Source organism: Streptomyces sp. NBC_00310 (assembly GCF_036208085.1).
Classification (GTDB): domain Bacteria; phylum Actinomycetota; class Actinomycetes; order Streptomycetales; family Streptomycetaceae; genus Streptomyces.
This window is the reverse complement of record NZ_CP130714.1, coordinates 4,159,856-4,185,940: the sequence shown is the minus strand read 5'-3', so window position 1 is coordinate 4,185,940 and position 26,085 is coordinate 4,159,856. Positions and strand designations below refer to the sequence as shown.

21 protein-coding genes are annotated in these 26,085 nt (G+C 71.6%); 19 read left to right on the top strand and 2 right to left on the bottom strand.

Going from position 1 to position 26,085, the window contains the following annotated elements; translation table 11 throughout:
- Positions 1–398: 398 nt before the first annotated feature.
- Together OG202_RS18305 and OG202_RS18300 are read left to right on the top strand one after the other, a co-directional pair.
- Positions 399–1,304 (top strand): serine hydrolase, encoded by a 906-nt coding sequence (locus OG202_RS18305; protein WP_327729600.1) that lies wholly within the window; start codon positions 399–401, stop codon positions 1,302–1,304.
- A 60-nt stretch (positions 1,305–1,364) separates the two neighbouring features.
- The gene (locus OG202_RS18300; protein ID WP_328223140.1) at positions 1,365–2,411 is read left to right on the top strand and encodes an esterase-like activity of phytase family protein; all 1,047 of its coding nucleotides are present in this window, start codon (positions 1,365–1,367) and stop codon (positions 2,409–2,411) included.
- A 50-nt stretch (positions 2,412–2,461) separates the two neighbouring features.
- Here OG202_RS18300 and OG202_RS18295 read toward each other — a convergent pair whose 3' ends face one another.
- Positions 2,462–3,478 (bottom strand): LuxR C-terminal-related transcriptional regulator, encoded by a 1,017-nt coding sequence (locus OG202_RS18295; protein WP_328223139.1) that lies wholly within the window; start codon positions 3,476–3,478, stop codon positions 2,462–2,464.
- Positions 3,479–3,618: 140 nt separating this feature from the next.
- Between OG202_RS18295 and OG202_RS18290 the strand changes: the two genes are divergently transcribed.
- The 17 genes from OG202_RS18290 to OG202_RS18210 all read left to right on the top strand — a co-directional run bounded on the left by OG202_RS18290 (position 3,619) and on the right by OG202_RS18210 (position 23,528).
- Positions 3,619–3,765, top strand: coding sequence for a hypothetical protein (locus OG202_RS18290; protein WP_326582630.1), 147 nt, complete (start codon positions 3,619–3,621; stop codon positions 3,763–3,765).
- Positions 3,766–4,100: 335 nt separating this feature from the next.
- The gene (locus OG202_RS18285; protein ID WP_326582631.1) at positions 4,101–4,289 is read left to right on the top strand and encodes a lysine biosynthesis protein LysW; all 189 of its coding nucleotides are present in this window, start codon (positions 4,101–4,103) and stop codon (positions 4,287–4,289) included.
- Positions 4,286–5,161 (top strand): RimK family alpha-L-glutamate ligase, encoded by an 876-nt coding sequence (locus OG202_RS18280; protein WP_326582632.1) that lies wholly within the window; start codon positions 4,286–4,288, stop codon positions 5,159–5,161. Before OG202_RS18285 ends, OG202_RS18280 begins: the two co-directional genes overlap by 4 nt.
- Before the next feature lie 243 nt (positions 5,162–5,404).
- Positions 5,405–6,076 (top strand): DegT/DnrJ/EryC1/StrS family aminotransferase, encoded by a 672-nt coding sequence (locus tag OG202_RS18275; RefSeq protein WP_327729603.1) that lies wholly within the window; start codon positions 5,405–5,407, stop codon positions 6,074–6,076.
- A complete protein-coding gene (locus OG202_RS18270) occupies positions 6,073–7,392 on the top strand; it encodes a DegT/DnrJ/EryC1/StrS aminotransferase family protein (protein ID WP_326582634.1) in 1,320 nt (439 codons plus the stop codon). The genes OG202_RS18275 and OG202_RS18270 overlap by 4 nt, the downstream gene beginning before the upstream one ends.
- A complete protein-coding gene (argC, locus tag OG202_RS18265; RefSeq protein ID WP_327729604.1) occupies positions 7,385–8,467 on the top strand; it encodes an N-acetyl-gamma-glutamyl-phosphate reductase in 1,083 nt (360 codons plus the stop codon). The genes OG202_RS18270 and argC overlap by 8 nt, the downstream gene beginning before the upstream one ends.
- On the top strand, positions 8,464–10,800 hold the full coding sequence (locus OG202_RS18260; protein WP_328223138.1) for a M20/M25/M40 family metallo-hydrolase: 2,337 nt from the start codon (positions 8,464–8,466) through the stop codon (positions 10,798–10,800). Before argC ends, OG202_RS18260 begins: the two co-directional genes overlap by 4 nt.
- A complete protein-coding gene (locus tag OG202_RS18255; RefSeq protein WP_328223137.1) occupies positions 10,797–11,630 on the top strand; it encodes a transketolase in 834 nt (277 codons plus the stop codon). The genes OG202_RS18260 and OG202_RS18255 overlap by 4 nt, the downstream gene beginning before the upstream one ends.
- Positions 11,627–12,913, top strand: coding sequence for a transketolase family protein (locus OG202_RS18250; protein ID WP_328223136.1), 1,287 nt, complete (start codon positions 11,627–11,629; stop codon positions 12,911–12,913). Before OG202_RS18255 ends, OG202_RS18250 begins: the two co-directional genes overlap by 4 nt.
- Positions 12,914–12,954: 41 nt before the next feature.
- Positions 12,955–14,208 carry an ATP-grasp domain-containing protein gene (locus OG202_RS18245; RefSeq protein ID WP_326582639.1) on the top strand — a complete coding sequence of 418 codons (1,254 nt, stop codon included), beginning with the start codon at positions 12,955–12,957 and terminating at the stop codon, positions 14,206–14,208.
- On the top strand, positions 14,205–15,548 hold the full coding sequence (locus tag OG202_RS18240) for a hydrolase (RefSeq protein WP_328223135.1): 1,344 nt from the start codon (positions 14,205–14,207) through the stop codon (positions 15,546–15,548). The genes OG202_RS18245 and OG202_RS18240 overlap by 4 nt, the downstream gene beginning before the upstream one ends.
- Positions 15,545–16,771 carry an MFS transporter gene (locus tag OG202_RS18235; protein ID WP_326582641.1) on the top strand — a complete coding sequence of 409 codons (1,227 nt, stop codon included), beginning with the start codon at positions 15,545–15,547 and terminating at the stop codon, positions 16,769–16,771. The genes OG202_RS18240 and OG202_RS18235 overlap by 4 nt, the downstream gene beginning before the upstream one ends.
- A 108-nt stretch (positions 16,772–16,879) precedes the next feature.
- Positions 16,880–17,365: a DUF2975 domain-containing protein gene (locus OG202_RS18230; protein ID WP_326582642.1), complete on the top strand. Its 486-nt coding sequence runs from the start codon at positions 16,880–16,882 to the stop codon at positions 17,363–17,365.
- Complete coding sequence (locus OG202_RS18225) at positions 17,365–17,586, top strand: helix-turn-helix domain-containing protein (protein WP_326582643.1); 222 nt, start codon at positions 17,365–17,367, stop codon at positions 17,584–17,586. The genes OG202_RS18230 and OG202_RS18225 overlap by 1 nt, the downstream gene beginning before the upstream one ends.
- A gap of 133 nt (positions 17,587–17,719) precedes the next feature.
- A complete protein-coding gene (locus OG202_RS18220) occupies positions 17,720–21,469 on the top strand; it encodes an ABC transporter ATP-binding protein (protein WP_328223134.1) in 3,750 nt (1,249 codons plus the stop codon).
- Between the two features lie 121 nt (positions 21,470–21,590).
- Positions 21,591–21,956 carry a hypothetical protein gene (locus OG202_RS18215; RefSeq protein WP_327729612.1) on the top strand — a complete coding sequence of 122 codons (366 nt, stop codon included), beginning with the start codon at positions 21,591–21,593 and terminating at the stop codon, positions 21,954–21,956.
- A gap of 141 nt (positions 21,957–22,097) precedes the next feature.
- The gene (locus OG202_RS18210; RefSeq protein WP_326582649.1) at positions 22,098–23,528 is read left to right on the top strand and encodes a S28 family serine protease; all 1,431 of its coding nucleotides are present in this window, start codon (positions 22,098–22,100) and stop codon (positions 23,526–23,528) included.
- Positions 23,529–23,591: 63 nt separating this feature from the next.
- Here the strand turns inward: OG202_RS18210 and OG202_RS18205 are convergent, their stop codons facing one another.
- Entirely contained in the window at positions 23,592–26,024 is a 2,433-nt protein-coding gene (locus OG202_RS18205) for a protein kinase domain-containing protein (RefSeq protein WP_327729613.1), read from the bottom strand.
- Positions 26,025–26,085: the final 61 nt, after the last annotated feature.

Below are 26,085 nucleotides of genomic sequence, written 5' to 3'. Positions count from 1 at the left end.
CGCCAGCTGGGCACTACCTCCAAGCCCGGCCCTTCAGGACCGGGTCAAGTTGACCGACTTGTCCCGCTCGCCGATGGCCCGCAGCGCGTACAGCGTCGCGTAGAGCCGGCCGCACACATACGCGGGGCTGGGCTGCTTGTCCGCCAATCCGGCACTCCTCTTCCCCCCACCGGGGCGCGTCGGGCTTTCGCGTCCTCCTTACCCCACCCGGCGAAGAAGGGAACGCGTGTACAACTATCGTTCGCCTTCGCTAGTCGACTGAGGGAACGCGCCGTTGGCGGGTTCCAGTCGCTCAAGGGGATGGGAAGGATTCGATGACTCACCGGATATCGGGGGTATCCCGGGTGTCGCGCAGGTCCAGACGGACGCGAGTGGTCGCTGCGGGGATCGGGGCGGGGATGGTCGTGTCGTCGGCGGCCATGGCGTTCGCGCCGGCCGCGGTCGCGGCGCCGACACCGCAGGTCGGCTGTACGTCGAAGCAGGCAGGGCTGGCCGAGAAGCTGCAGAAGGACATCACGACGGCGCTGGCGAAGCGGAAGGGGACGGTGGCGGTCGGGCTGTACGACCGGGTCACCGGCACCACCTGCACGCTGCGGGGCGAGACCGCCTTCGACTCGGCCAGCGTCGTGAAGGTGACGGTGCTCGCCGCGCTGCTGTACGACGCGAAGAAGAAGAACCGGTATCTCACCGACCGCGAGACCAAGCTCGCCACCGCCATGATCACCAAGTCGGACAACGCCTCCACCAGCACCCTGTGGAGGCAGCTCGGCCTCACGAAGATCAAGGCGTTTCTCACCGCCGCCAAGATGACCCAGACCAAGCCGGGCGCGAACAACTACTGGGGCCTCACCCAGATCACCGTCCGGGACGAGCAGCGGCTGCTCGCGCTGCTCACCGCGAAGAACGGCGTCCTGAGCGACAACGCCCGCGCCTACGTCCTCAAGCTCATGAACAAGGTCGTCGCCGGACAGCGCTGGGGAACGCCCGCCGGGGCGCCCTCCACCGTGAAGGTGCACGTCAAGAACGGGTGGCTGTCCCGCGCCACGCACGGTTGGCGGGTGCACAGCGTCGGCACGTTCACCGGCGGCGGACGCGACTACACGATCACCGTCCTCACCCACGGCAACCCCGACATGCAGTACGGGGTCAACACCATCCAGGGCGTCGCCAAGGTCATCCACAAGGATCTCGTGCCCGTCCCGAAGAGCGCCTCGGATGCGTCCGGCGTGCAGCGGTACGAGCCCACCGACCGGCCCCAGGAGGCGACCGTGCCGGTACCGGAGGCCGGGGTCGGCAGCGGCTGATATCCGGACGTTCACGGCGAGGCCATCCGCGTATCACCGGCGTCGTCCTACCGTGACGCCATGCCTCTCAGAAGCGTCGTCGCGACCCTCACCGCCGGCCTGGCGGCGGCCACCACCACCTTCGCCGCCGCCGGGCCGGTCCACGCCGACTCGCCGCCGAGCCACGCCTGTTCGTCGTCCGTGTCGATCGAGGCGTACTCCGACGCCCTCGACAAGACCACGTACGACGGCACCTTCGTCGGGAACCTCTCCGGCCTCGCCGTCGACCGCGACGGCTCGCTCCTCGCCGTCTCCGACCGGTCCTCGCTCTTCACGCTGGACCGCCGCACGCTCCGGCCGCGGGGCGTCGTCCCGCTCGCCACGGAGACCGGCGCCGCGCTCGACTCGGAGGGTCTGGCCGTCGACCGGGACGGCACCCGGCTCGTCAGCTCCGAGACCGAGCCGACCGTACGCCGGTACGACCGTGCGGGGCGGCTCCTCGGCGGACTTCCCGTGCCCGACGCGCTGAAGGTCGCCCCGGCCGGGCGGTCCGTCGCCAACCAGACCTTCGAGGGGCTCACCCTCCTGCCCGGCGGACGCACCCTGCTCGCCTCGATGGAGAGCTCCCTCTCCGGCGACACGGCCGGGACCGTCCGCTTCCAGACCTGGCAACGGCACGCCGGGGCACGGGACTTCCGGCTCTCCGCCCAGTACGGCTACCGCGCCGACACCGGACTCGGCGTCGTCGAGGTGGCGGGCCTCCCGGGCGGACGGCTGCTCGTACTGGAGCGGGGCTTCACCGCCGGGATCGGCAACACGGTCCGCCTCTACGCCGCCGACACCCGCCGCGCGACGGACACCGGCGGCGTCGACGTCCTCACCGGCCGGGACGGCGACGGCGTACGGCTCGTGAGCAAGACGCTCCTCGCCGACCTCGTCGACTGCCCCTCCCTCGGCGCCACCGCCGAGCAGCCCCAGCCCAACCCGCTGCTCGACAACATCGAGGGGATGACCGTCACCGGACAGCGGCGGCCCGGGGGCCGGCTGAACGTCCTGCTGGTCAGCGACGACAACCAGAACGCCGTACAGACGACCCGGTTCTACTCCCTTCGGGTCCGGGTGGCCTGAGCCGCCGACGAGCGCGGTGCGGGAGCCGCCACGACGGTCTCCGCCGAGGCTCAGTCCCGTCGTTCGCAGTCGCAGTCGGCCGACGCCCCGTCCTCCAACAGGCCGCTCTTCGCCGTGAGATAGGCGAGCTGGGCACGGCTGTTGCTGCCGAGCAGGTCGCCGACCTTCTTGAGGTGGCTGGCGACGGTACGGGGGCTGATGCCCAGCCGGCTGGCGATGGCGGCGTCCGTGTAGCCGTCGACCATGAGACGCAGTACGTGCAGCCGGGTCTCGTCGGTGAGGAGCGGGGGGCGTTGCTGGTCGTGCTCGTAGACGACCGGCTTCGCCCGCTCCCAGGCGTACTCGAAGGCGGAGACCAGGAAGTGCACGACGCCGGGGTCGGTGACCCTGAGGGCGTGGGTGCCGTGGTCCTTGCCCATGTCGGGGATGAACGCGACGGCCCGGTCGCAGATGATCATCCGGTCGAAGACCTCGTCGACCGTACGCACCTCGACGCCCAGCTCGGTGACCTGCTTGATGTAGTCCAGGGTCGGGCCGTGGGCGCGGACGGTGTGCTGGTAGAGCGTGCGCTGCTTGACGCCCTTGCGGTGCGCCTCCAAGGTGCGCGGCAGGGCCTTGACCAGGACCTCTTCGGGGCGCCGGCCGCCCGGGTGCGCGGTCAGCAGCTCGGTCTTCGTGCCCTGGATCGCCTCGTCCAGCGCGGCGGTGATCGCCGGCGCGGGCGTGAGGCGCTGGGAGGACTCGCTCTCCTTGCGGCGGGCGGTGCGGTAGACGCTCTCCGCCTGGGACATGGACGTCCGTACCGCGGCCAGGGCCTGCTGCTGCTCCAGGATCAGCCGCTCCATCGGGTGCGCCAGCGCCGCGGTCGCCACCGACGGCGGGATCGGCACCATCGCCTCCGGGTCGTCCACCGCGGGGGCCACCAGCCCGAACGCGCTCACACATCCGGGCGCGTCCGCGCGCGCGGCCCTTCCCGCCAGCAGCGCGGTGCGATAGAACTCGATGCCCGCGACGCAAACCTCCGCTCGGGCCTCGATGCCCTCGCGTATGTCCGACTCACCGCACATGCCCGCCCCCTTCAGAATCCTGCAGTGCACGATCATGACCCCTTCAATCGCTTCCGGCAACCGGCGGTCCACGGCATGCTCTTCGTGTGGACAGCGGCGAAGAGCCGCAAGTCCGAGAATTCTTCTGGGGGGTACGGGAAATGAACTACATGCGCAGACTGGCCGGGGCGCTCGCTTTTGTCGCCGCCGCGGTGCTGACCCTTTCTGCCGCCGCCGAGACGGCCGACCGCACCACGGTCGCCAACGCCCAGGCGTCCAACGCCCCGGGCGACCCCGGCTGGCCCTGAGCCGGGACACCGGCCCGAATCAACGCGCGTAAAGCCGACGTAAATCGCACGTAAGGCCCGCGCGGCGATCGCACAGTGCTCACCCGACGCGTACGCAGCGCTCATGTGGCGTGCGCGCGGCGCTTCTGCGGCACTCGCCCGGACGACCGGGGGTGACGGGTCGTCAGGCGGCGGGCGGGAGTGTGTGGGTTCGCAAAGAAGGCGGTTGAGGGGGGAGCCGTCCGGCCGGATCGATGTCCCTTCGATGTCCATTCGACGTCCGGTGAATTCCGCCTGCCGGTTCATGAGTTCCGGCATGTCTGTTTCGTATTGAATCAACGAGGGAGTCCGAGGAAATGACCACCGCCATCGCCGCACCGAAGTGCTTGGTGTGCGACACCGAATTCGAGGTCCAGGACGACTGGGAAAAGGGGGAGATCACCGAGTGCACGGCCTGCGGCCAGGAGCACGAGGTGGTCGAGAAGTCCGCCGCCGGGGCGCGGCTGGACCTCGCCCCCGAGGTGGAAGAGGACTGGGGCGAGTGACGACCGCCGAGCAGGTCCTGCTCTCGGTGACGATGCTGCGGCCCGAGGAGAAGCTGCTCCTCGGGGCGCTGCGGGCCGAGGGGCTGACGGCCCGGCCGTTGCTGATGGAGGATCTGGCCGAGGTCGTGGCGGGCCGCACCGGCGGCCCGCCCGCGCTCGCCGTGATCCGCAACCTGTCCCACCGGGACGCCGTCAGCGTCTCCCGGCGGCTGGAGTACGCCGGGGTGACCACCCTCAACCGGTCCTCCGTCATCGAGGCGTGCAACGACAAGGGGCTCCAGTCGCTGCTGTTCGCACGTCACGGCATTCCGCATCCGGTCACCCGGCATGCCTTCAGCTACGACCAAGTGCGGTCAGCTGTCGACGAGTTGGGAATGCCGGCCGTCGTCAAGCCGGTGAGCGGGTCGTGGGGGCGGGGGGTCACCAAGATGGCCAACGCGGAGTGTGTCGAGGCGTGGGCCGGGGGACGGGAGTCCGCGGACGCGACCGGGAAGCTGTTCCCCGTCGTCGTGCAGGCGTACGTCGACAAGCCGGGGCACGATCTGCGGGTCGTGGTGGTGGGGCGGACGCCCGTGGTGGCGATTCAGCGGGTGTCGGAGGACTGGCGGACGAACACGCATCTGGGGGCCCGTGTGCAGCGGGTCGAGGTGACCGCCGAGATCGACAAACTGTGCCAGCAGGTGGTGGATGTGCTGGGGCCCGGGTTCTACGGGGTGGACCTCGTGGAGGACCGGGTCGCCGGGGAGCTGCTGGTTCTCGAGGTGAACGCCAATCCGGAGTTCGCCAAGTCCTCCGCGATGCACGGGGTGGATGTGGCGGGGCTTTACGCGGCGTATGTGGCTGAGCAGTTGGGTGTGCCGGCCGCCGCCTAGCCGATGGGCGCCCCTTCTTCTCGCCCCCGCCGCCCCTACCCGTCCCTTCCCCAGGGGCTGCGCCCCTTCGACCCCCGTCTGCGGGTTCGTCGTGGTTGCTCGCGCAGTTCCCCGCGCCCCTCGAAAGGGCCTGCGGCCCTTCCAGGGCGCGGGGAACTGACCGACGAGCCCCCACCCACCCGCGGCCGGACAACCGGCCCGAGGAACCACCTCCCCTCTCCACGGAAAGAGGCCCGACCTCCTATGGAACTGTTCGACACAGCCACCGTGCTCACCCGCGTCCTCACGTCGGGCGTGGTGATGAGCATCGAGAAGAGTGACCGGGAGCTGCCCGGTCTGGAACGACTGCTGACGAAGAAGACGAGGCGGAGCAAAGCCGTCCTGCTCAACAGCCGTACCGGGGCGATACACGCCGCGCTGGCCGGTCAGGGGATCGGCCACGGGGACAGCGTCGCGCTGGCGGAGCCGGACGCGGAGACCGCCGCGTTCCTGGCCTGGCTGGGCGTGACCGTGACGTCGTACGACGGGCCGGTGGCCTACGACTACATCGCGCTGGACCCGGCCAACGCCGACCGGCTCGGCGAGCTGGTCGCGGGGGCCACCGCGCCGGCGCTGGTCGTGGACCTGTCGGGCCTCGGCTTCGGCCCGGCCGCCGCCGTGCTCACCGACGACCCGCGCCTGTGGGCCCGCGCCGAGCGGCTGAAGATCTTCGGCGCCTACGACCTGCGCACGATGTGGACGCAGGAGGAGGCGGACGCCGACCTCGTACCCGGCGTGCAGTTCAACTACCGGCTCAGCCCGCTGGTCGCCGCCTGTGTGCGGATGGCCCTGACCCAGGCGGCACAGACCCAGGCGGCACAGACCCAGGCGGCACAGCACCGGCCCGCCGCGACCTCCGGAGCGACCCAGTCATGATCACCGACTTCCCGAACTCGCCGCTGCCGCTGCCGAATCCGGCGGACCTCGACGACGAACTCGCCGCCCTGGGCGGCGGCGAGATCATCCCCAAGGCGCTCCGCCGCACGCTCTTCCCCGTCATCACCAAGGAAGACGTGTTCAACCTGATGCTCGCCCAGCGGCAGGCACCCGAGAAGGTCGTCGCCGACTTCGCCGAGGCCTACCGGGCGTACGTGGGCGCCGGGTACGCGCTGCCCACGGCCAGCGGTACCTCCAGTCTGCACATGGCGCTCGTGGGCGCCGGGGTCCGGCCGGGCGACGAGGTCATCGTGCCGGCGTTCACGTTCATCGCCACCGCACAGGCGGTCGTCGCGGCCCACGCCATCCCGGTCTTCGTCGACGTCGACCCGGTCACCTACTGCATGGACCCGGCCGCCGCCGCTGCCGCGATCACCGAGCGGACCCGGGCGCTCATGCCCGTGCACGTCCACGGTCTGCCCGCCGACGTTCCCGCCCTGCGCGCCCTCGCCGACCGGCACGGCATCGCCCTCGTCGAGGACGCCTCCCACGCCCACTCCGCGAAGATCGGCGACCGGGTCGCCGGATCCTTCGGCGACGCGGCCGGGCAGAGCCTGATGGCCGACAAGAACTTCCCGCTGGGCGGGGAGGGGGGCATCGCCTTCTTCGCCGAGGAGGAGTCGTACGAGCGGGCCGTCGCCTATCTCTCCGAGCACGGCATCGACTACGGGATGTCCTGGGTCGCCGCCGCCTTCGGGAGCAGCCAGCTCAAGCGGCTGCCGTACTACGACGAGATCCGGGCCCGTAACGCCGCGCTGCTCGGCGAGGCCCTCCACGAGACCGGGCTGTTCACGCCGCCGCACGTGCCGGACGGGCACGTCCACGCGTACAACATGTACCGGATCACCCTGCACCCCGAGGCCGTCGGCCTCGATGACCTGCCCGTGTACGCCGTCAAGGAGGCCGCGCACGAGCTGCTGGTCGCGGAGGGCGTGCCGGCGCGGGAGTGGCAGAACACGCCCATCCCCTGCCATCTGCCCTTCCAGCACCGGGACGGGTTCGGGAACGGCTATCCGTTCAGCCTCAACCCGGGCGCCGTGCGCGACCACCGGCCGCAGGACTTCCCCGTCACCCTCGGCATGCTCGACTCCACCCTCGTCCTCTGCCGCGAGCTGCGCTCCCCGGTCGAGTACGAGCGGATCCTGCGCTACGCCGACGCCTTCCGCAAGGTCGCCCGCCGCCCGGACGCCATCCGCAAGCTCGTCGAGGAGCGCGACTACGTGCGGCCGTACGAGAAGGCGGCCCGCCTTGGCTGACATCGGTCTTTCGAATCCTTCCGGCGAGAGGATCCGCGTCGCCGTCGTCGGCGCCAGCGGATACACCGGCGGCGAGGTCATCCGGCTCCTCCTGGAGCATCCGCACGTCGAACTCGCCTTCCTGTCCGCCGAGCGGGCCGCCGGTGCCGCCATCGGCGCGGTGCACCCGTGGCTGCGCAACCACCCGAAGGCGGGCGGGCTGAAGTTCCGGCCGCTGGCCGAGCTGGCGGAGATCGACCCCGTCGACGTCGCCTTCGGCTGTCTGCCCACCGGGGCGCTGCCCGAGCGGCTGCCGCTGATCTCGGCGCACGCCAAGCGGGTGCTGAACCTGGGCGGCGACTTCCGGCTGCGGGCCGAGGACGAGGTGCGCGCGCACTACCCGAAGACCGCCGAGCACCCGCCGCTGGAGGACTTCGCGTACTACGTACCGGAGTTGAGCGCCGAGGTACCGGACGGGCGGTTCGTGAACCTGCCCGGCTGCATGGCCGTCACGACGATCTACGCGCTCTACCCGCTCTTCGCCGGGGCCGCGCCGCTGGCCACCGACCGGGTCGTCGTCGACGCCAAGACCGGGTCCACGGGCGGCGGACGGGGCAGCAACGAGCCGCCCGCCGAACGCACCGGCAACTTCCGGGTGCACAAGCTGTACGGGCACCGGCACGCGCCCGAGGTCCGGCAGGCCATCGCCGACTTCACCGGCGCGGCCGTGGACCTCCGGTTCTCCACGCACAGCCTGGACGTGGCCCGGGGCATCCTGGTCACCGCGTACGCCGAACTCCGTGACGGCGTCACCTCGTTGGACGTCAAGCGGGCCTACGCCAAGGCGTATGTGGGCAAGCCGTTCGTCCGGGTCCGCCCGGCGCCGAAGGCTCCGCAGGACTTCCCGATGCTCAAGGCGGTCGTCGGCTCGAACGTCGCCGAGGTCGCCATCGCGGTCCAGGGCGGCCAGGTCGTCGCCGTCGCCGCCCTCGACAACCTCATCAAGGGCGCGGCCGGACAGGCTGTCCAGGCGATGAACCTCATCAGCGGTTTCGAGGAGACGGCCGGCCTGCCGACGACGGCGGTGTCGCCATGACGACGCGGCTGGACCGGCCGGTGACGGGGGGCGCGCGCAGCGGCGCGTCGCCTCTCGGCACGCGGAACACGACCGGCGAGGGCACGGCGGAGAAGCACACGGTCAGGAAGCAGACGATCGAGAAGCAGACGATCGAGAAGCAGACGGCCGGCGAGGCCTCGGCTCAGCCCGGGGCCACCGCCACGGGCAACGCCACAGCCTTGGCCAACCCCTCGGCCACCGCCCCGGTTTCGGGCATCGCCTCGGCCACCGCCCCGGGCACGGCTTCGGCCCCGGGCACGGCCACCGCCCCGGCCTCGGCCACCGCCCCGGGCACGGCTTCGGCCCCGGCCATCGCCACCACCACGACCCCGCCCACCACCACGACCCCGCCCACCACCACGACCCCGCCCACCACCACGACCCCGCCCACCACCTCGGCCCCGCAGGATTCGCCCGTGTCCGTCTCCTCCCGCCCCGTCGTCCGGTCCGTCCGGCCCCTCTACGTCGTCAAGGCCGGCAGTGCCACCCTCGATCGCGGGGGTATCCACAAGGAGCTCGCGGACCTGGTGGCCCGTGGCGCCCGCGTCCTGCTCGTCGCGGGTGGGGCGACCGGGATCGAGCGGCACTACGAGGCGATCGGGCGGCCGATGCCGCACCTGCGGCTGGCCAACGGGGACTCCGTGCGGTACTGCCCGCCGGAGGAGATGACGCATCTCGTCGACGCCTACGAGCGGGTGACCCTGCCCGCCGTGGAGCGGGAGCTGCGGGCGCTGGGGCTGCGGGTGTTCACGTCGGTCGCGGCGCGCGGCGGGCTCGTCACCGGCAGGGCCAACCGGCCGCTCAAGGCGGTGTCCGGCGAGGGACGCACCCTGGTGGTGCGTGATCACCGGGCCGGCGTGCCGACAGACGTCGACGTCGACGGGCTGACCGCGCTGCTGGAGGCGTACGACGTCGTCTGCCTGTCGCCGCCGGTCGCCGACCCGGCCGGCGGGGCGCCGCTGAACGTGGACGCCGACGTGCTCGCCGCCGTGCTGACCGGCGCGCTCGGCGCCGACCATCTGCGGCTGGTCACCGGCACCGCCGGGCTGCTGACCGACCCGGCCGTCCCCGGTTCGACGCTGTACGACGCCTATCCGGGCGAGGGCGCGAAGTACGCGGGCGGCAGGATGCGGCAGAAGGTACGGGCCGCCGAGATCGCCATGAAGGACAGCGGCGCGGACGTCGCCATCACCGGCCCGCACACGATGAGCGAGCCGTCCGGCTGGACCCGGTTCTGGCGTACGAAGGAGCCGGCGGCCGACCTCGGGCTGCTCACCCGGATCGCGTGCGTGCCGTCGGTTTCGCGGGACGAGGCCGAACTCGCCGCGTATCTCGCCGAGTGGTGCCGGGAGCGCGGCATCGACGCCCATGTGGACGAGGCGGGCAACCTCGTCGCCACGCGCGGCGACGGGCCCCGGCGGCTCCTGCTCCTCGGTCACCTCGACACGGTCCCGCACCACTGGCCGGCCGAGTGGCGCGACGGTGAGCTGTGGGCGCGGGGGAGCGTCGACGCCAAGGGCTGTCTGGCGAACTTCCTGGAGGTGCTCGCCCACGCGGACATCCCCGAGGACGCCCAGCTGTGCGTGGTCGGCGCGGTCGAGGAGGAGATCTCCTCCTCCAAGGGCGCCTTCCACGTCCGCGACCGGTACCCGGCCGACGCCGTCGTCATCGGCGAGCCCAGCGGTTCGGGGACCCTGACCCTCGGCTACTTCGGGCTGTTCAAGCTCCGGGTGACCGCCTCCGTGGCCAGCGGCCACTCCGCGGGGATGGACGCCGTGTCCGCGCCGGACCACCTGATCGACGTCCTCGGCCGCATCCGGGCGTCGGTGCTCGCCCAGGCGCCGGACGCGCTCAGCGCGGTCATCGACGTCCGGGTGGAGAACGGGCGGGAGCGCGGCACCGCCACCGGCATCCTCAACTTCCGGGTGCCGCCCAAGGCCGACGTGGAGGCGATCGAGGCCGCCGCGCTGGGCCACGCCGACGACGACGTACGCGTCGAGGTGCTGCGGGCCACCCCCGGGCACGCCGGAGGCCGGTCCAGTGCCCTGGTCAAGGTCTTCACCCGGGCCTTCGCCCAGGCCGGGATCCGCCCCCGCTTCGTGGTGAAGAAGGGCACGTCCGACATGAACACGCTGGCCACCACCTGGCACGACGTGCCGATGGTGGCGTACGGGCCCGGCGACTCCGCGCTCGACCACACCGACGAGGAGCGCATCGACCCCATGGAGTACCGCACCGCCCGCACCCTGCTCGCCGACGCGGTCCACCGGTGGTTCGCCCTGTCCGACCTGCCCGAGGGGAGCCGGCGATGACCACGGCCGTACTCGAAGAACCCCGGGTCGGGGACGGTGACCTGGCCGGCCTGGTGGCCACGCTCACCGAACGTGCCGTCCGGGCCCGCCGGCTGGTGGTCGACATGGCGGCGAGCCCGCGCGGCTGCCACCTCGGCGGCAGCCTCTCCGTCCTCGACATCCTGATCGCCGCACTGCACCGCGCCTCCGCCGGCGACGGCACGGAGGTCGTCCTCAGCAAGGGCCACGCGGCCGCCGGTCTCTACGCGGCCCTGCACGTCAGCGGGGTCCTGCCGGAGAACCCGGCCCCGCTGTACGGCCTCGCCGGCCACCCCTACACCGGCCATCCCGGCCCCAAGGTGCCCGGCGTCCGCTTTCCCACCGGCAGCCTCGGCCACGGCGTCCCGTACGCCGCCGGGTGGGCGCTGTCGCAGCGGCTGCGGGGGCGGCACGGGCTCGGCGTCGCGGTCGCCGGGGACGGCGAACTGCAGGAGGGCCTGGTCTGGGAGACCTGCCAGGTCGCCGCCGCGCAGCAACTGGGCAACTTCGTGCTCGTCGTCGACCGCAACGGCGGCCAGAACGACGGCATGGTCGCCGACATCTCCCCGCTGCCCCGGCTCGCGGAGCGGTTCGCCGCGTTCGGGTTCGACGTGACGGAGGCGGACGGCCACGACCTGCGGGCCCTCACCGACCTGCTGGCCGAGGACCGTTCGGCCGCCCGCAAGCCCCTGGCCGTCGTCGCCGACACCGTCAAGGGCAAGGGCGTCCGAGCCGTCGAGGGCAAGCCCGGCTGCCACTACGTGACCATCGACCAGGCGCGCGCCGCCAAGTGGAAGCGAGCGATCCGATGAGCCTGACGGACGAGCGGGCCGGGGTTCTGCCGGCGGGAGTGCCCGAGACCGCGTCGGGCGACGCGGCCGGGGCCCTCGCGGGCGAGCGGCCACAGGGCACGGCGGGCGCCCGGCCCGGTCTTCGCGCCGGGACGCGTCCTGTCGCCTCCGCCGACGAGCGGACCGTCGTTTCCGCCGACGGGGGGCCTGTCGTCTCCGCCGACGAGCGGCCCTTGGCCCCCGCAGGGCCCGCGCCCCTCACCGACGAGCGGCCCTTGGCCCCCGCAGGGCCCGCGCCCCTCACCGACGAGCGGCCCGACGCCCCCGCAGGGCCCGCGCCCCTCACCGACCAGCGGCCGGTGACCCTTTCCGGCCGTGACGCCTACCGGGACGAGCTGACCCGGCTCGCCGCCTCCGACGACACGATCGTCTGCCTGGAGGCGGATCTGGGCGGCAAGGGACACCCCTTCCAGGCCGCCCACCCGGAGCGTTTCCTCAACCTCGGGATCGCCGAGGGGGCCATGGTGGACATGGCTGCGGGTCTTGCGGCTGGCGGCCACAAGCCGTTCGTCAGCACCTTCGCCCCGTTCGCCGCCCTCCGCGCCGCCGAGAGCCTGAAGCTGACCCTCGGCTACCTGGCCGCCGGCGTCACGGTCGTCGCGCCGTACGCCGGTGTCTCCGGCGCCTGGTTCGGGACCACCCACCACTGCCTGGAGGACCTGGCGATCCTGCGCAGCGTGCCGGGCGTGACCATCGCGGCCCCGTACGGCGACACCGAGATGCGCGCGGTCGTACGGGAGGCGGTCCGCTCCGGGCGCCCGCACTACATCCGTACGGGACGCAACGCCACCTACGAGTCCCTCCCGGCGCTCGGTGACGAACTGCCCCTCGTCAACTGGGAGTTCAGGGCCGGACCCGAGGACGTGTGCCTCGTCTCCGTCGGCGAGGAGGGCACCCGCCTCGCCCTCGCCGCCCGGCGGGCCGTGCCCGGCACCGCCCACGCGCACCTCGTCTACCTGGACCACGAGCACCTGACCGAAGCCGCGGCCGAACTCGCCCGCCACCACGCGCGGTTCGTGGTGGTCGAGGAGCACCGGGGCCAGGGCGGGGTCGCCGAAGCGCTGGCCCTGCTGCTGCCGTCCTGCCGGGTCACGTCGGTGAGCGCCGACCGGAGCTGGCCCTCGCAGGGCGGCGACCACGAGGAGGTCATGGCCGCGCTGGGCCTGGACCTGCCCGCCGTACTGGAAGCGCTGGACCGCGCGTCGACGACGTCGACGGCCTCCGCCGGCCGCCCCACGAACTGATCGCACCCACAAGCCAATCCACGCCTGTCCAAGGAGTCCCCGTGCACATCCTCATGATCGAATGCAACCCGAACGGCATGGCCGGCATCGCCAACGCCCTCGACCTCGGCCACGACGTCACCCTCGTCTCGGTCGACCCCGACTTCTACCTCGCCGTCTCCCCGCTCACCGAGGCCGCCTACGCGCACCCCAACTGCCAGGTCATCAAGAGCGAGAAGGCCTTCTCCATCGAGGAGTTGACGGCCCTGGCCCGCGAGCTCCACGCCGAGCGCCCGGTCCACGGGGTGACCACGTACAGCGAGTACCACACGGTCCACACCGCCGCCGTCGCCGAGGCGCTCGGCCTGCCCGGGATGAGCGTCGACGGCGCCCGCAACGCCCGCCACAAGCACCTCACCCGCCTCACGCTGGACGGCAAGGGCATCCGGCAGCCGCGCTTCGCGCACGTCTCCGACCCGACGAAGGTCGAGGCGGCCGTCCGCGAGATCGGCTTCCCGTGTGTGGTGAAGCCGTCCGACGGCACCGCCAGCCTGCACGTCCTGCACCTCAAGGACGAGGACGACCTCGACGCCTACCTCGCCGAGCTGGCGGAGGTCGTCGACTACGGGCGCGGCGTCGTCCGTATCCCGGACATCCTGATCGAGGAGTTCGTCACCGGTGAGCTGATCTCGGTGGAGTCGTGCGTGCTCGGCGAGGGCGAGGTCGTCAACCTCGGGCTGACCGACCGCCCGCTGAGCGGCTTCCCCCACTTCATCGAGATGGGTGCCACGTACTTCACCGGACACCCGCTCCAGGACGAGCTGTTCGAGATGACCACGAAGGTCCTGAACGAGCTGGGCGTCGACTTCGGCTTCATCCACACCGAGTTCCTGCTCGGCCCGGACGGCCCGGTGCTGTGCGAGGTCAACGGCCGGCTCATCGGCGGCATCGTGCCGAGCCTGATGCAGATCAGCTCCGGCGTCGACGCCTACCTGGAGGTCATTCGCCAGGCCCTCGGCGAGCGCCCCGAACTGCCCTTCCCCGGCGAGACCATCGCGGGCGGCCACTGGTTCGGCTCCCCGGTCGCCGGCACGGTCGAGTCCATCGGCTTCGACGGTCTGAAGGACCTGCCCGGCTTCCACAGCGCCCTCGCGTACAAGAAGCCCGGCGTCGAGGTCAGCCGTCTTTCCAAGAGCAACTTCGACTGGATCGGCCACATCATCTTCACCGGCGCCGACCGCGACGAGGTCAACAAGCGCAACGAGGAGGCCCTGGACGCCATCGACCTGCGCCTGAAGGTCGAGGTGGCCCGATGAGCCAGGCCGTACGCGGCCAGGAGGGGACGGTCACCCTGAACGGGGTGGCCGTCCCGGCCCTCGACCCCGAGGCGGTCTTCGACGTCACGACCGGGGACGGGGTCTTCACCCGTATCGAGAGGACCGGCCCCCGGCGGGGCGGCGAACACGAGCTCTGGCCCGGATACACCGAGACCCACGCCCATGTCTCGCTCCCCGCGAACTGGGACGACACGGTCGAGGACCCCCGGATCGTGGCCCTCCAGTACCTGTACCACGGGGTCACCCACGTCGTGGACATGTTCGGTTTCCCGCTGTCCGCCGACGCCTGGGCGGCCGGCCGGGAGGCCTCCCCGTGGCCATACCCGGAGATCACGCACTGCGGTTACGCGGTGACGGCGACGACCGACGCGGCGGGCCGCACCGGCCACGGCGTCGAGTTCCCGGCCCCGGTGTACATGCTGGCCGTCGAGTCCGACCTCGACCACGCCCTGCGCGCCAACGCCGAACGCGGCGGCACCTTCCTGAAGGTGATGTTCACCGACGGCACGGAACAGCCGGGCAGCCCGGTCCGGTTCTCCCGCCTGTCCGAGCGGGTGCTGCGCTTCACCGCCCGGATGGCGGCCGAGCGCGGCGTCACGGCGGTCATCGACTGCAACACCCTCCAGGAGACCCGCTGGGCGTACGAGTGCGGCTTCCGCCTCTTCGCCCACACCGTGCGCGACCGCACCCTCGACGAGGTCGACTGGAAGGAGTTCGAGGGGGCGCGGTTCGTGTCGACCCTCGCCGGGCTCCGGCCGATGATCATGACGGGGGAGGAGTTCCTCGCCGAGTACGGCCGCGAGGGCTTCGCCGAGACCCAGGACGTCCGCAACCTCGACTTCGTCCGGGGCATCGAGAAGCCGTACGGCATCGAGTACGGCGTCCAGGAGACCCGGACGGCCGCCCTCGCCGACATGCGCCGCAACGCCCTGGCCGCGCTGCGCCGCGGCGACCTCCTGGTCGGCACCGACTCCGGCAACACCGGTGCCTACCACGGCTACTCGCTGCTCAGCGAGCTGGACCTGCTGCGCGGCGACGACCCCGCACTGGACGGGATGCTGCGCCACCAGGCCACGGTCGGCGGCCGCCGCTACTTCGACGAGCTGAGCGGCCGGACGACCGGGGCGCACCCGCTGAGCGTCGGCGCCCCCGCCACGTACAACCTCCTGCACGCGTCCGCCCCCGACCGCGCCCTGTCGGCACTGCCCGTCAGGACGGTCGTCCGGGGCACGGACCTCGACCGCCCGGCGCTCGCCCGTGCGATAGCCGCCCTGCGCGCACCCCATGCTGTGACCGACCCGAAGGGAATGGCCGCGTGACCATCGAACGCAGGCGGGCGCTGATCGGCGTCAACGCCGGTATCTTCCTCGCCCACATCGGGAACTTCATCTGGTTCCCCGTCCTCGTCGCCTCCCTCGGCGGCACCGACAGCGGCTTCTGGGCCGGCGTCGTGATGTGCATGACGTACGTCGGCCGGCTCGCCGCCACCTTCTTCTACGAGGGGGTCGCCGCCCGGATCGGCATCCGGGGCGCGGTGTTCGCGGGCACCGCGACGGAGGCGGTCGCGCTGGGCCTGATGGGCTTCGGCAGCGGTGTCGTCGTGTACAGCGTGCTGGCCCTCTTCATCGGCCTCGGCTCGGGCACGGCCTTCCCGGGCCTGAAGAACGTCCTCGTCTCGTACCCCGACGACGAGCGCCCGAAGGCCTTCTCCACGTTCCAGATGTCCGCCCAGGTGGGCCTCTTCGGCGGCGCGCTGGCCGGTGGCCTCCTCGCCGACGTGGACCTGCGCACCCTGTTCTCCGTCGTCTTCGCGATCTTCATCGGCTTCTGCCTGGCGGCGTCGGCGTTCATCCCGAGGGACGGCTTCGGGCAGACGCCGGACCGGCCGGCGGAACGGGCCCCGCTGTTCAGTACGGCGGTCTTCAAGGGCATCGAGGTCCGCGGCGCCACCCGCTACTTCCTCCTCTCCGCCGTCTTCTGGTTCCTCTCCATCGGCTTCATGGTCGGCATCCCGCTGCACATGGAGGAGTACGCGTCGGGGTGGGCGCCCTCCGCCCCCTTCTGGATCACCGGCCTGACCGTGCTGGTCCTCCAGTACCCCCTGTTCAAGTTCCTGATCAAGCACCTGCGTCCGGGTGCGGTGATGGCGCTGGGGCTGGCGGGCATGGTCGTGGCGTTCACGGCGTTCGGCGCGGGCCGCACGGCGCCCTGGGTGGTCGTCGGCTGCCTCACCGTCGTCCTCGGCGAGATCCTCTTCGTCCCCTCCTTCGACATCTGGGTCGCCCGCAAGGTCCCCGCCGACCGCCTCGCCAAGGCCATGGGCGCGATGCACTTCTTCCGCAGCGCCGGCAACATGATCGGTTCGCTGCTGGCGGGTGTCCTGTTCGACCTGTCCCTCTCCTGGGACGCACCGGGCGCCAACTGGTACGTCGCGGCGGCGATCGCGGCCGCGTGCGCCTTCGTGTGCCTGTTCAGCCGGGACGAGAACCCGGCGGAGGAACGTGGGGTCGCCGCCGAGGAACGGGCGGAGGCCCCGGCGTAGGGCCACCGCGGGCGAAACCGCCGCCCACCCTGCCCGCTCCCTCCCACCCCTTGTGCAACCTATCGAGTTTCGATAGATTCCCATCGCAACTCGATGGAAGGGTGGGCCATGGGAAAGCTGACAGTGCGTGCGCTGCGTGCCGTGCTCGCGGTGGTGCTCGCCGGCACCGTGTGCGTGCAGGCGTTGATGGTGTGGGCGTTGGCCACCGACCCGGAGGACGGGTCGCTCCCGCTGACCCCGCTGCGCCTGATCACGATCCTGGGCATGGCGTCGGCCCAGGTCGCCCTGGTCTGCGTATGGCGGCTGGTGACCATGGTGCGACGCGGAACCGTGTTCTCCCACGCCGCCTTCCGGTACGTCGACGGTGTGATCGGCGCGATCGTGGCGGCTGCCCTGGTGTGGTTCGCGGTCACGGCCCTCAACGCCCCGGGCCAGCGGGACGACCCGGGCGTCACCGTCATCATGGGCGGGATCGGCCTGGCCATCCTGGGGGTCGCGCTCATCGTGCTCGTGCTGCGGATGCTGCTCGCCCAGGCCGTCACGCGCGACGTCGAGGCGGCGCGGCTGCGGGCCGAGCTGGACGAGGTGATCTGATGCCGATCGCCGTCGACATCGACGTGATGCTGGCCAAGCGGAAGATGTCCGTGGGGGAACTCGCGGAACGGGTCGGGATCACGCCCGCCAACCTGGCGGTACTCAAGAACGGCCGCGCCAAGGCGGTGCGCTTCGCGACGCTCGCCGCGCTCTGCGAGGTGCTCCAGTGCCAGCCGGGCGACCTGCTGCGCTGGGAGGCCGAGGACGCCGCGGGCGGATGACGCGCCCCGGCGCGGGCGTGACGCGGCTTCTCGACGAGGGGGACGCCGTGCCCCGGATTGTTGCGGCGGGATGAAATCCGTGGCCCTCCGTGTTGGTGTCTTGCGGAGACCAGGACGAACGGAGGGCACCGGCGTGGTAGCGCAACAGGGGGGCGACCGAGGTTGGGCGCGCAGACTGGCCGGATATGCCTGGCGGTACCCCAAGGACGTGATCCTCGCCCTCGGGTCGTCCCTGGCCGGTATGGCGGTGATGGCGCTGGTCCCCCTGATCACCAAGGTGATCATCGATGACGTGATCGGGGACAGGACCAGGGACATGGCCCCTTGGGCGGCGGCCCTGATCGGCGCCGCCCTCCTCGTGTACGTCTCCACCTACATCCGCCGCTACTACGGCGGCCGCCTCGCCCTCGACGTCCAGCACGACCTGCGTACGGAGATGTACGGGACGATCACCGGCCTCGACGGGCGGCGGCAGGACGAGCTGTCGACCGGGCAGGTCGTCGGCCGCGCCACCAGCGACCTCCAGCTGATCCAGGGTCTGCTCTTCATGCTGCCGATGACCATCGGCAACATCCTGCTGTTCCTGATCTCTCTCGTGATCATGGCGTCGCTGTCCCTGCCGCTCACCCTGGTCGCGATCGCCGTCGCCCCCGCCCTGTGGTGGATCGCCCAGCGCAGCCGCACCAAGCTGCACCCCGCCACCTGGTACGCCCAGGCCCAGGCCGCCGCCGTCGCCGGCGTGGTCGACGGCGCCGTCAGCGGCGTACGCGTGGTGAAGGGGTTCGGGCAGGAGGAACAGGAGACCGGGAAGCTGCGCGAAGTGGGCCGCCGGCTCTTCGCGGGGCGGCTGCGCACCATCCGGTTCAACTCCAGGTACACCCCCGCCCTGCAGGCCGTCCCCGCCCTCGGGCAGGTCGCGATGCTGGCGCTCGGCGGCTGGCTGGCCGTCCGGGGCCACATCACCCTCGGTACGTTCGTCGCGTTCTCCACGTACCTCGCCCAGCTGGTCGGACCCGTCCGCATGCTCGCCCTGGTGCTCACCGTCGGCCAGCAGGCCCGGGCCGGCACCGAGCGCGTCCTGGAGCTGATCGACACCGAGCCCACGCTTGAGGACGGGACCAAGATCCTCCCCGCCGACGCGCCCGCGACCGTCGAGTTCGACGACGTGTCCTTCGGCTACGCCTCCGAGCGCCCCGTTCTCGACGGCCTCAGCTTCGAGATCCGCCCCGGCGAGACCCTCGCCGTCGTCGGCTCCTCCGGCTCCGGCAAGTCGACCGTCTCCCTCCTCCTCCCGCGCTTCTACGACGTGACCCGCGGCGCCGTCCTCATCGGCGGCCACGACGTCCGCGAGCTGACCCTCGACTCGCTGCGCGCCGCGATCGGCCTGGTCCCCGAGGACTCCTTCCTCTTCTCCGACACGGTCCGCGCCAACATCGCGTACGGCCGCCCGGACGCGACCGACGAGCAGATCGAGACCGCCGCCCGGGCCGCCCAGGCGGACCGGTTCATCGCCGAGCTGCCCGACGGCTACGCCACCAAGGTCGGCGAACACGGCCTCACCCTCTCCGGCGGCCAGCGCCAGCGCGTCGCCCTCGCCCGCGCGATCCTCACCGACCCGCGCCTCCTCGTCCTCGACGACGCGACCTCGGCCGTGGACGCCCGCGTGGAGCACGAGATCCACGAGGCGCTGACGCACGTCATGGAGGGCCGCACCACCCTCCTCATCGCCCACCGCCGCTCCACCCTCAACCTCGCCGACCGCATCGCCGTCCTCGACGAGGGCCGCCTCGCCGACATCGGCACCCACGAGGAGCTGGAGCGCCGCTCCGCCCTCTACCGCCGCCTCCTCACCGACCCCGACGAGCTGGGCGGCGTCTCACCCGGGCACGTCCGGCCGGCGCACGCCCCCGAGGACTCCTGCGGACGCGACTCGATACGGGACGAGCTGGACGCCGAGTTCGACGCCGAGCGCGGCATCACGCCCCGGCTGTGGACCGGCGACCGGGAGCCCCGGGACACCGCCTTCGCCGGCACCCCCGCCACCCCCGAGCTCCTCGCCCAGGTCGAGGCGCTGCCCCCGGCGACCGACACCCCCGGCATCGACGAGGCCCGCGCGGTCGCCCCGGAGAAGTCGTACGGCCTCAAGCGGCTGCTGCGCGGCTTCGGGCTGCCCCTCACCCTCAGCCTGGCCCTCGTCGCCGTCGACGCGGGCATGGGCCTGCTGCTGCCCGTGCTGATCCGGCACGGCATCGACGACGGCGTCTCGCAGGCGGCCCTCGGCGCGGTCTGGGCCGCGTCCCTGCTGGGGCTGCTCGCGGTCGTCGCCCAGTGGGCGGCGCAGATCGGCGAGATGCGCATGACCGGCCGGACCGGCGAACGCGTCCTGTACTCCCTCCGCCTGAAGATCTTCGCCCAGCTCCAGCGCCTCGGACTCGACTACTACGAGCGGGAGTTGACGGGCCGGATCATGACGAGGATGACGACGGACGTCGACGCCCTCTCGACCTTCCTCCAGACCGGCCTGGTCACGGCCTTCGTCTCCGTCGTCACCTTCTTCGGCATCATGGGCGCCCTGCTCGTGCTCGACGTCCAGCTCGCCCTCGTCGTCTTCGCCACGCTCCCGCCGCTGATCGTCTGCACGGTCTTCTTCCGCCGGGCGAGCGTGAAGGCGTACGAACTGGCCCGTGAGCGGGTGTCCGTGGTCAACGCGGACCTGCAGGAGTCGGTGGCCGGGCTGCGGATCGTGCAGGCGTTCCGGCGCGAGCGCGACGGCGGCGAGCGGTTCGCGGCCGGCAGCGACAGCTACCGCCGGGCCCGGGTCCACGGCCAGTGGCTGATCTCGCTCTACTTCCCGTTCGTGCAGTTCCTGTCCTCGGCTGCGGCGGCTGCCGTCCTGATCGTCGGCGCCCACCGGGTCGACGCGGGCACCCTCACCACCGGCGCGCTGGTGGCGTACCTCCTCTACATCGACCTCTTCTTCGCCCCCGTCCAGCAGCTCTCCCAGGTCTTCGACGGCTACCAGCAGGCCACCGTCTCCCTGGGCCGTATCCAGGAACTCCTCCAGGAGCCGACGTCGACGAAGGCGGCCCCCGAACCCCTGGAGGTGCTGTCCCTGCGCGGCGACATCACCTTCGAGGACGTGGACTTCGCGTACCACTCCTCCGACGGCGCCTCCTCCGACGGCGCCGAAGCGGCCCTCAGCAGTGTGGCGCTGTCGATTCCCGCGGGCCAGACCGTCGCCTTCGTCGGCGAGACCGGCGCCGGCAAGTCGACGCTCGTCAAGCTCGTCGCCCGCTTCTACGACCCCACCGGCGGCCGGGTCACCGTCGACGGCACCGATCTGCGTGACCTCGACATGACCTCGTACCGTCACCGGCTGGGCGTCGTCCCGCAGGAGGCGTACCTCTTCCAGGGCACGATCCGGGACGCCATCGCCTACGGCCGCCCCGACGCCACGGACGCCGAGGTGGAGGCCGCGGCCCGGGCCGTCGGCGCCCACGACATGGTCGCCACGCTCGACGGCGGCTACCTCCACGAGGTCGCCGAACGGGGCCGCAACCTCTCCGCCGGCCAGCGCCAGCTGATCGCCCTGGCCCGCGCGGAGCTGGTGAACCCCGACATCCTGCTCCTCGACGAGGCGACGGCGGCCCTGGACCTGGCCACCGAGGCCCAGGTCAACCAGGCCACCGACCGTCTCACCGGCCGCCGTACGACCCTCGTCGTCGCCCACCGCCTCACCACGGCGGCCCGCGCCGACCGCGTCGTCGTCATGGCCCACGGCCGCGTCGCGGAGGACGGCACCCACGATGAACTGCTGGCCCGCGACGGACAGTACGCGCAGCTGTGGCGCACCTTCGTGGGCGAGCCGGTGCTGAAGCCGTAGGGGTCCCTCGTAGCGTGTCGCTCTGAGCGCGCAACCGTTCGAGGGGGGTTGTGCGTCCGTACATCAGTACGGGCGTGTGGCGGGAGGGGCAGCAGTGAGCAGGCGTGGGATACGTCGGCCGATGGCGCTCGGACTGGCCGTGCTGACGGCCGCCGGGCTGCTGACGCTGGCCGGGCCGACGGGGAACGCCGAGGCGGCCGCCCCGGGGTGCGGCGGGCGCAAGGTGCGGACGCTGACGTTCGACGCGGGGACCATCAAGGTCTACCGGAAGGGCAGCCGGTACGTGTGTGCCGTGCTCGTGCCCGAGAAGGCCGGGACGAACAAGGTCCGCAGGGCGTCCGTCCAGATTCGCCCCTGGGCCGGGCAGTGGGCGAAGAACAAGAAACGCCCCACCGGACCCGTGACCGTGCACGCGGGCAAGCGCGGTGTGTGGATCAAGGCGCGGGTCGGCTCGCGGACGTACGACTCGGGCTGGATCCTCCGCTGACCCCTCCCCCCTCGCACAGGGTTTTCCCTATCGCTCCCATCTGCGGCTGAAAGCAGTCCAGTTGGCCCCTTTCTTCCCTGGTGCCCCGGCGGTCGCTCCGATAGCTTCCGGCGCACAGCTGCTGCATTAGGGGAGAAACGCATGCGCAAAGCACTCAGATGGGTGCTGTCGCTCGTGGTGCTCATTGGCACGTTGAGCACGGCGGGCGCGGCCACCGCCGCGGGGTCGGACACCGCTGACATCAAGGACCGACTGCTCGGGGTACGGGGCGTGAGCCTGGTCGAGGAGAAGGCGTACCCGGGCTACCGGTTCTTCGTCCTCAACTTCACCCAGCCGGTGGACCACAGGAACCCGAAGAAGGGCACGTTCCAGCAGCGGATCACCGTGCTGCACAAGGACACGGCCCGTCCGACGGTCTTCTACACCGGCGGCTACAACGTCTCCACGAACCCCGGCCGCCGCGAGCCCACCCAGATCGTGGACGGCAACCAGGTCTCCATGGAGTACCGCTACTTCAACCCGTCCCGCCCCGACCCGGCCGACTGGTCCAAGCTCGACATCTGGCAGGCGGCCAGCGACCAGCACCGCATCTTCAAGGCGCTGAAGAAGATCTACGGCAAGAAGTGGATCTCCACCGGCGGTTCGAAGGGCGGCATGACCGCCACCTACTTCGAGCGCTTCTACCCGAAGGACATGGACGGCGTCGTCGCGTACGTCGCCCCCAACGACGTCGTCAACAAGGAGGACTCGGCCTACGACCGGTTCTTCGCCAAGGTCGGCACCAAGGAGTGCCGCGACCGGCTGAACGCCGTGCAGCGCGAGGCGCTGGTGCGCCGGGAGCCGCTGGAGAAGAAGTACGCGGAGGTCGCCGCCGCCGAGGGCTTCACCTTCAACACCGTCGGCAGCCTGGACAAGGCGTATGAGGCCGTCGTCCTCGACTACGTGTGGGGCTTCTGGCAGTACAGCCTGCTCGCCGACTGCGACAGCGACGTCATCCCGAAGGACGCCAAGGCCGCGACGGACGACGAGATCTGGACGTCCATCGACACGATCTCCGGCTTCTCCTTCTACACCGACCAGGGCCTGGAGCCGTACACGCCGTACTTCTACCAGGCCGGTACGCAGCTGGGCGCGCCCACGATCAAGTTCCCGCACATCGAGAAGAAGTACATCCGCTACGGCTACCAGCCGCCCCGGAACTTCGTCCCGCGTGACATCAAGATGAAGTTCCAGCCGTACGCGATGCGCGACGTCGACACCTGGGTCCGGAACAACGCCAAGCAGATGCTCTTCGTCTACGGGCAGAACGACCCGTGGGGCGCCGAGCCGTTCCACCTGGGCAAGAAGACCCGCGACTCGTACGTCTTCACGGCCCCCGGCGCCAACCACGGCGCCAACGTCGCCGGTCTCGTCGAGGCGCAGAAGGACCTGGCCACGGCCCGGATCCTGAAGTGGGCGGGCGTCGCCCCGGCCGCCGTGCAGGCGGACCCGAGCAAGGCCAAGCCGCTGGCGAAGTTCGACTCCAAGCTCGACAAGCGTGACGTCGAGCGGGAGCCGGCGCTCCGGCCGTAACCTGCTTGATGCGTAGGTGAGTTGAGCCCCGGTACCGCCGCCCTTCGGCGGCGGTACCGGGGCCTACTTCTGCTCCTCGGCCTCGGTGTCCAGGCTCACCCAGCCCACCTTCGTCGACGGGGCGTAGATGACGCCGCCGGCCACCAGCGGCTCGGTGTGCAGGCCCACGTCCATTCCGCTGTCGTCGTCCAGGTACGGCAGGCTGTGCCGGTACAGCGGCTTGCCGGTGCGGGCGTCGAAGACGGCGACGCCCCGGGTGTTGACTGCGTAGACGCGGTCACCGGCCTGGATCGGGGGCGCGTCGGACGGCCCCCGGCCGGGCAACTCGGTGCGCCACAGCTCCTTCCGCCCGACCGCGTCGACGGCCACCAGCTCGCCGCCCGCCGCCGTGGGCGCGATGAACAGCACCCGGCCCGGGGTGACCGACAACTCGGGTGCCCCGCTCTGGCCGCCGCCGAGGATGGCGTCGGCCTCGGTGCGGATGCCCTTGGCGCCCTTCACGAGTTCCTGGCGCAGGACGGCGTCGCTCATCGGCGCCTGCTTCTTGTCCATCCAGGCGCAGTACAGCTGCGCTTCGCCGTCCTCCTCCAGCACCGCCTCGGTGCCGGACGTACAGGTCGTGGCCAGCGCGAAGTCGTCGAGGATCCGGCCGCTGTCCTTGTCGAAGACGGTGACGTGGTCGTCGCCGAGCGCGAACTGGTCGAGGCTGGCGAACACATAGAGCCGGTCACCCGCGACGCGCAGCGCCGGCTGGTTCCCCGTACCGCCCAGGCTGGAGGTACGCGCTCCCTCCAGCCAGCTCTTGCGGCCCGTGCGGGCGTCGACGGAGTGCACCACCCCGCCCTCGTCGACCACGTACACCCGCTCGCCGTCGCCCATGAGGTTCTCGGTGAGCGTCGCCGTCGCGTAGCGCCACTTGACCGAGCCGTCGGAGAGCGCGAGCCCCATGACGCGGTCGCCGATGTTGACGACCACGGTGTCGCCGACGACGACCGGCATGTTGTTGCTGCCGTAGTACGACGCCTCGTCGTTCCGCCACAGCTCCTTCCCGGTCGCCGCGTCGAGGCGGACCGTACGGTCGCCGATGCACACGAGGGACGACTCGGCGTACACGCATTCGGTGTTCTGGAGGTTGCGCTGCCAGGGACGCCAGCCCTCGGGACGGCGCTCCGGGCTGTCGTGGTACGCGAACGAGAAGCCGCCGGAGCCCGACTGCGAGCCGAGGTACGCGGCGGAGCCCTCGGGCTGGGTGACGGCGCCGGAGCCGGCGCTGCTGGTGGGGCGGGGGCTGCGGCCGCCCGCCGGGTCCGTGCCCTCGCCGCCGTCGCGGAGCCCGTACACCAGCCCGCCCGTCAGCCCGGTCACCGCCATGACCGCCGCCGCCACGGCCAGGACCCGGCGACGGCGCCCGCGCCGGGGCGGGGGAGCGGGGACGGCGCCCGTGTCCGTGGTCACGGCGCCCATGTCGGTGGCGGTGGAGGCCGGGTCCGGTGCTCCGGCGGGCGAGGCCGTATCCGCGTCCGTGACTCGGGGGGCCTCGCCTTCGGCCGAGGGTGACACGGGTGGCGGCGTGGCTTCCGGTGCGGCCGGCGGATCCGTGCTGGCTGATGGATTCGTGGTGGCCGATGATTCCTTCGTGACCGGTTTGTCCAAGGCGCCCGGATACGCCTCGCCCAGCATCGTCAGCAACTCGCCCGCGTCCGGCCGTTCCTCCGGCTCCTTGGCGAGGCAGCGCTCGACGACCGGCCGCAGCCAGTCCGGCAGACCGTCCAGCTTCGGCGGCTCGTGGACGAGTTGGTACACCATCGTGTACACGTCCGTGGCGTCGAAGGGGACATGGCCGCTCGCCGCGTACGTCAGCACCGAGCCCAGCGAGAAGATGTCGCTGCGCGGCCCGACGTCCTTCTGCGCGCGTATCTGCTCGGGCGACATGAAGGGCGGGGTGCCCACCGTGACGCCGGTGCCCGTGAGGCCGGGAGCGGTGAACCCGTTGCCGTCGGCCGCGCGCACGATGCCGAAGTCGATGACGCGGGGACCGTCGTCGGCGAGCAGGACGTTGCCCGGCTTGAGGTCGCGGTGCACGATCGCGACGCGGTGGATGTCGCGCAACGCCTCCGCGAGCCCCGTGGCGAGCCGGTACAGCTCCTCGTCGGTGAGGGCCGGCCCCTTCCTGACACGTTCGTCGAGTGGCTGCCCCGGCACGTAGAGGGTCGCCATCCAGGGCGGGTCGGCGTCCGGGTCGGCGTCCACGACCGGCGCGGTGAAGGCCCCGCTGACCTGCCGGGCGGCGGTCACCTCACGACGGAAACGGCGCCGGAAGTCGTGCTGGTGGACGAGGTTGCCGCGGATCACCTTGACGGCGACCTGGCGGCCCGAGGGTGACGTACCGAGATAGACGTGCCCCATCCCGCCGGAGCCGAGGAGCGAGTCGATGCGGTAACCGGGAATCTCCGGCAGCATCTCCTCACCAGGAGCACCCTGCGGATCCTGGGCCATCGTTCCCCCACCGTCGTCGTACGGGCCGTAGCGGATGATATCGATCCGCCACGACGGCGTA

Bases quoted from the DNA above. Each gene is read 5' to 3' on its own strand.
- OG202_RS18240 (WP_328223135.1), top strand. From the start codon at position 14,205: ATGAGCCAGGCCGTACGCGGCCAGGAGGGGACGGTCACCCTGAACGGG.
- OG202_RS18275 (WP_327729603.1), top strand. From the start codon at position 5,405: ATGGAACTGTTCGACACAGCCACCGTGCTCACCCGCGTCCTCACGTCG.
- OG202_RS18290 (WP_326582630.1), top strand. From the start codon at position 3,619: ATGAACTACATGCGCAGACTGGCCGGGGCGCTCGCTTTTGTCGCCGCC.
- OG202_RS18250 (WP_328223136.1), top strand. From the start codon at position 11,627: ATGAGCCTGACGGACGAGCGGGCCGGGGTTCTGCCGGCGGGAGTGCCC.
- OG202_RS18230 (WP_326582642.1), top strand. From the start codon at position 16,880: ATGGGAAAGCTGACAGTGCGTGCGCTGCGTGCCGTGCTCGCGGTGGTG.
- OG202_RS18300 (WP_328223140.1), top strand. From the start codon at position 1,365: ATGCCTCTCAGAAGCGTCGTCGCGACCCTCACCGCCGGCCTGGCGGCG.
- OG202_RS18205 (WP_327729613.1), bottom strand. From the start codon at position 26,024: ATGGCCCAGGATCCGCAGGGTGCTCCTGGTGAGGAGATGCTGCCGGAG.
- OG202_RS18270 (WP_326582634.1), top strand. From the start codon at position 6,073: ATGATCACCGACTTCCCGAACTCGCCGCTGCCGCTGCCGAATCCGGCG.
- OG202_RS18225 (WP_326582643.1), top strand. From the start codon at position 17,365: ATGCCGATCGCCGTCGACATCGACGTGATGCTGGCCAAGCGGAAGATG.
- OG202_RS18255 (WP_328223137.1), top strand. From the start codon at position 10,797: ATGACCACGGCCGTACTCGAAGAACCCCGGGTCGGGGACGGTGACCTG.
- OG202_RS18305 (WP_327729600.1), top strand. From the start codon at position 399: ATGGTCGTGTCGTCGGCGGCCATGGCGTTCGCGCCGGCCGCGGTCGCG.
- OG202_RS18285 (WP_326582631.1), top strand. From the start codon at position 4,101: ATGACCACCGCCATCGCCGCACCGAAGTGCTTGGTGTGCGACACCGAA.
- OG202_RS18295 (WP_328223139.1), bottom strand. From the start codon at position 3,478: ATGTGCGGTGAGTCGGACATACGCGAGGGCATCGAGGCCCGAGCGGAG.
- OG202_RS18210 (WP_326582649.1), top strand. From the start codon at position 22,098: ATGCGCAAAGCACTCAGATGGGTGCTGTCGCTCGTGGTGCTCATTGGC.
- OG202_RS18260 (WP_328223138.1), top strand. From the start codon at position 8,464: ATGACGACGCGGCTGGACCGGCCGGTGACGGGGGGCGCGCGCAGCGGC.
- OG202_RS18215 (WP_327729612.1), top strand. From the start codon at position 21,591: ATGGCGCTCGGACTGGCCGTGCTGACGGCCGCCGGGCTGCTGACGCTG.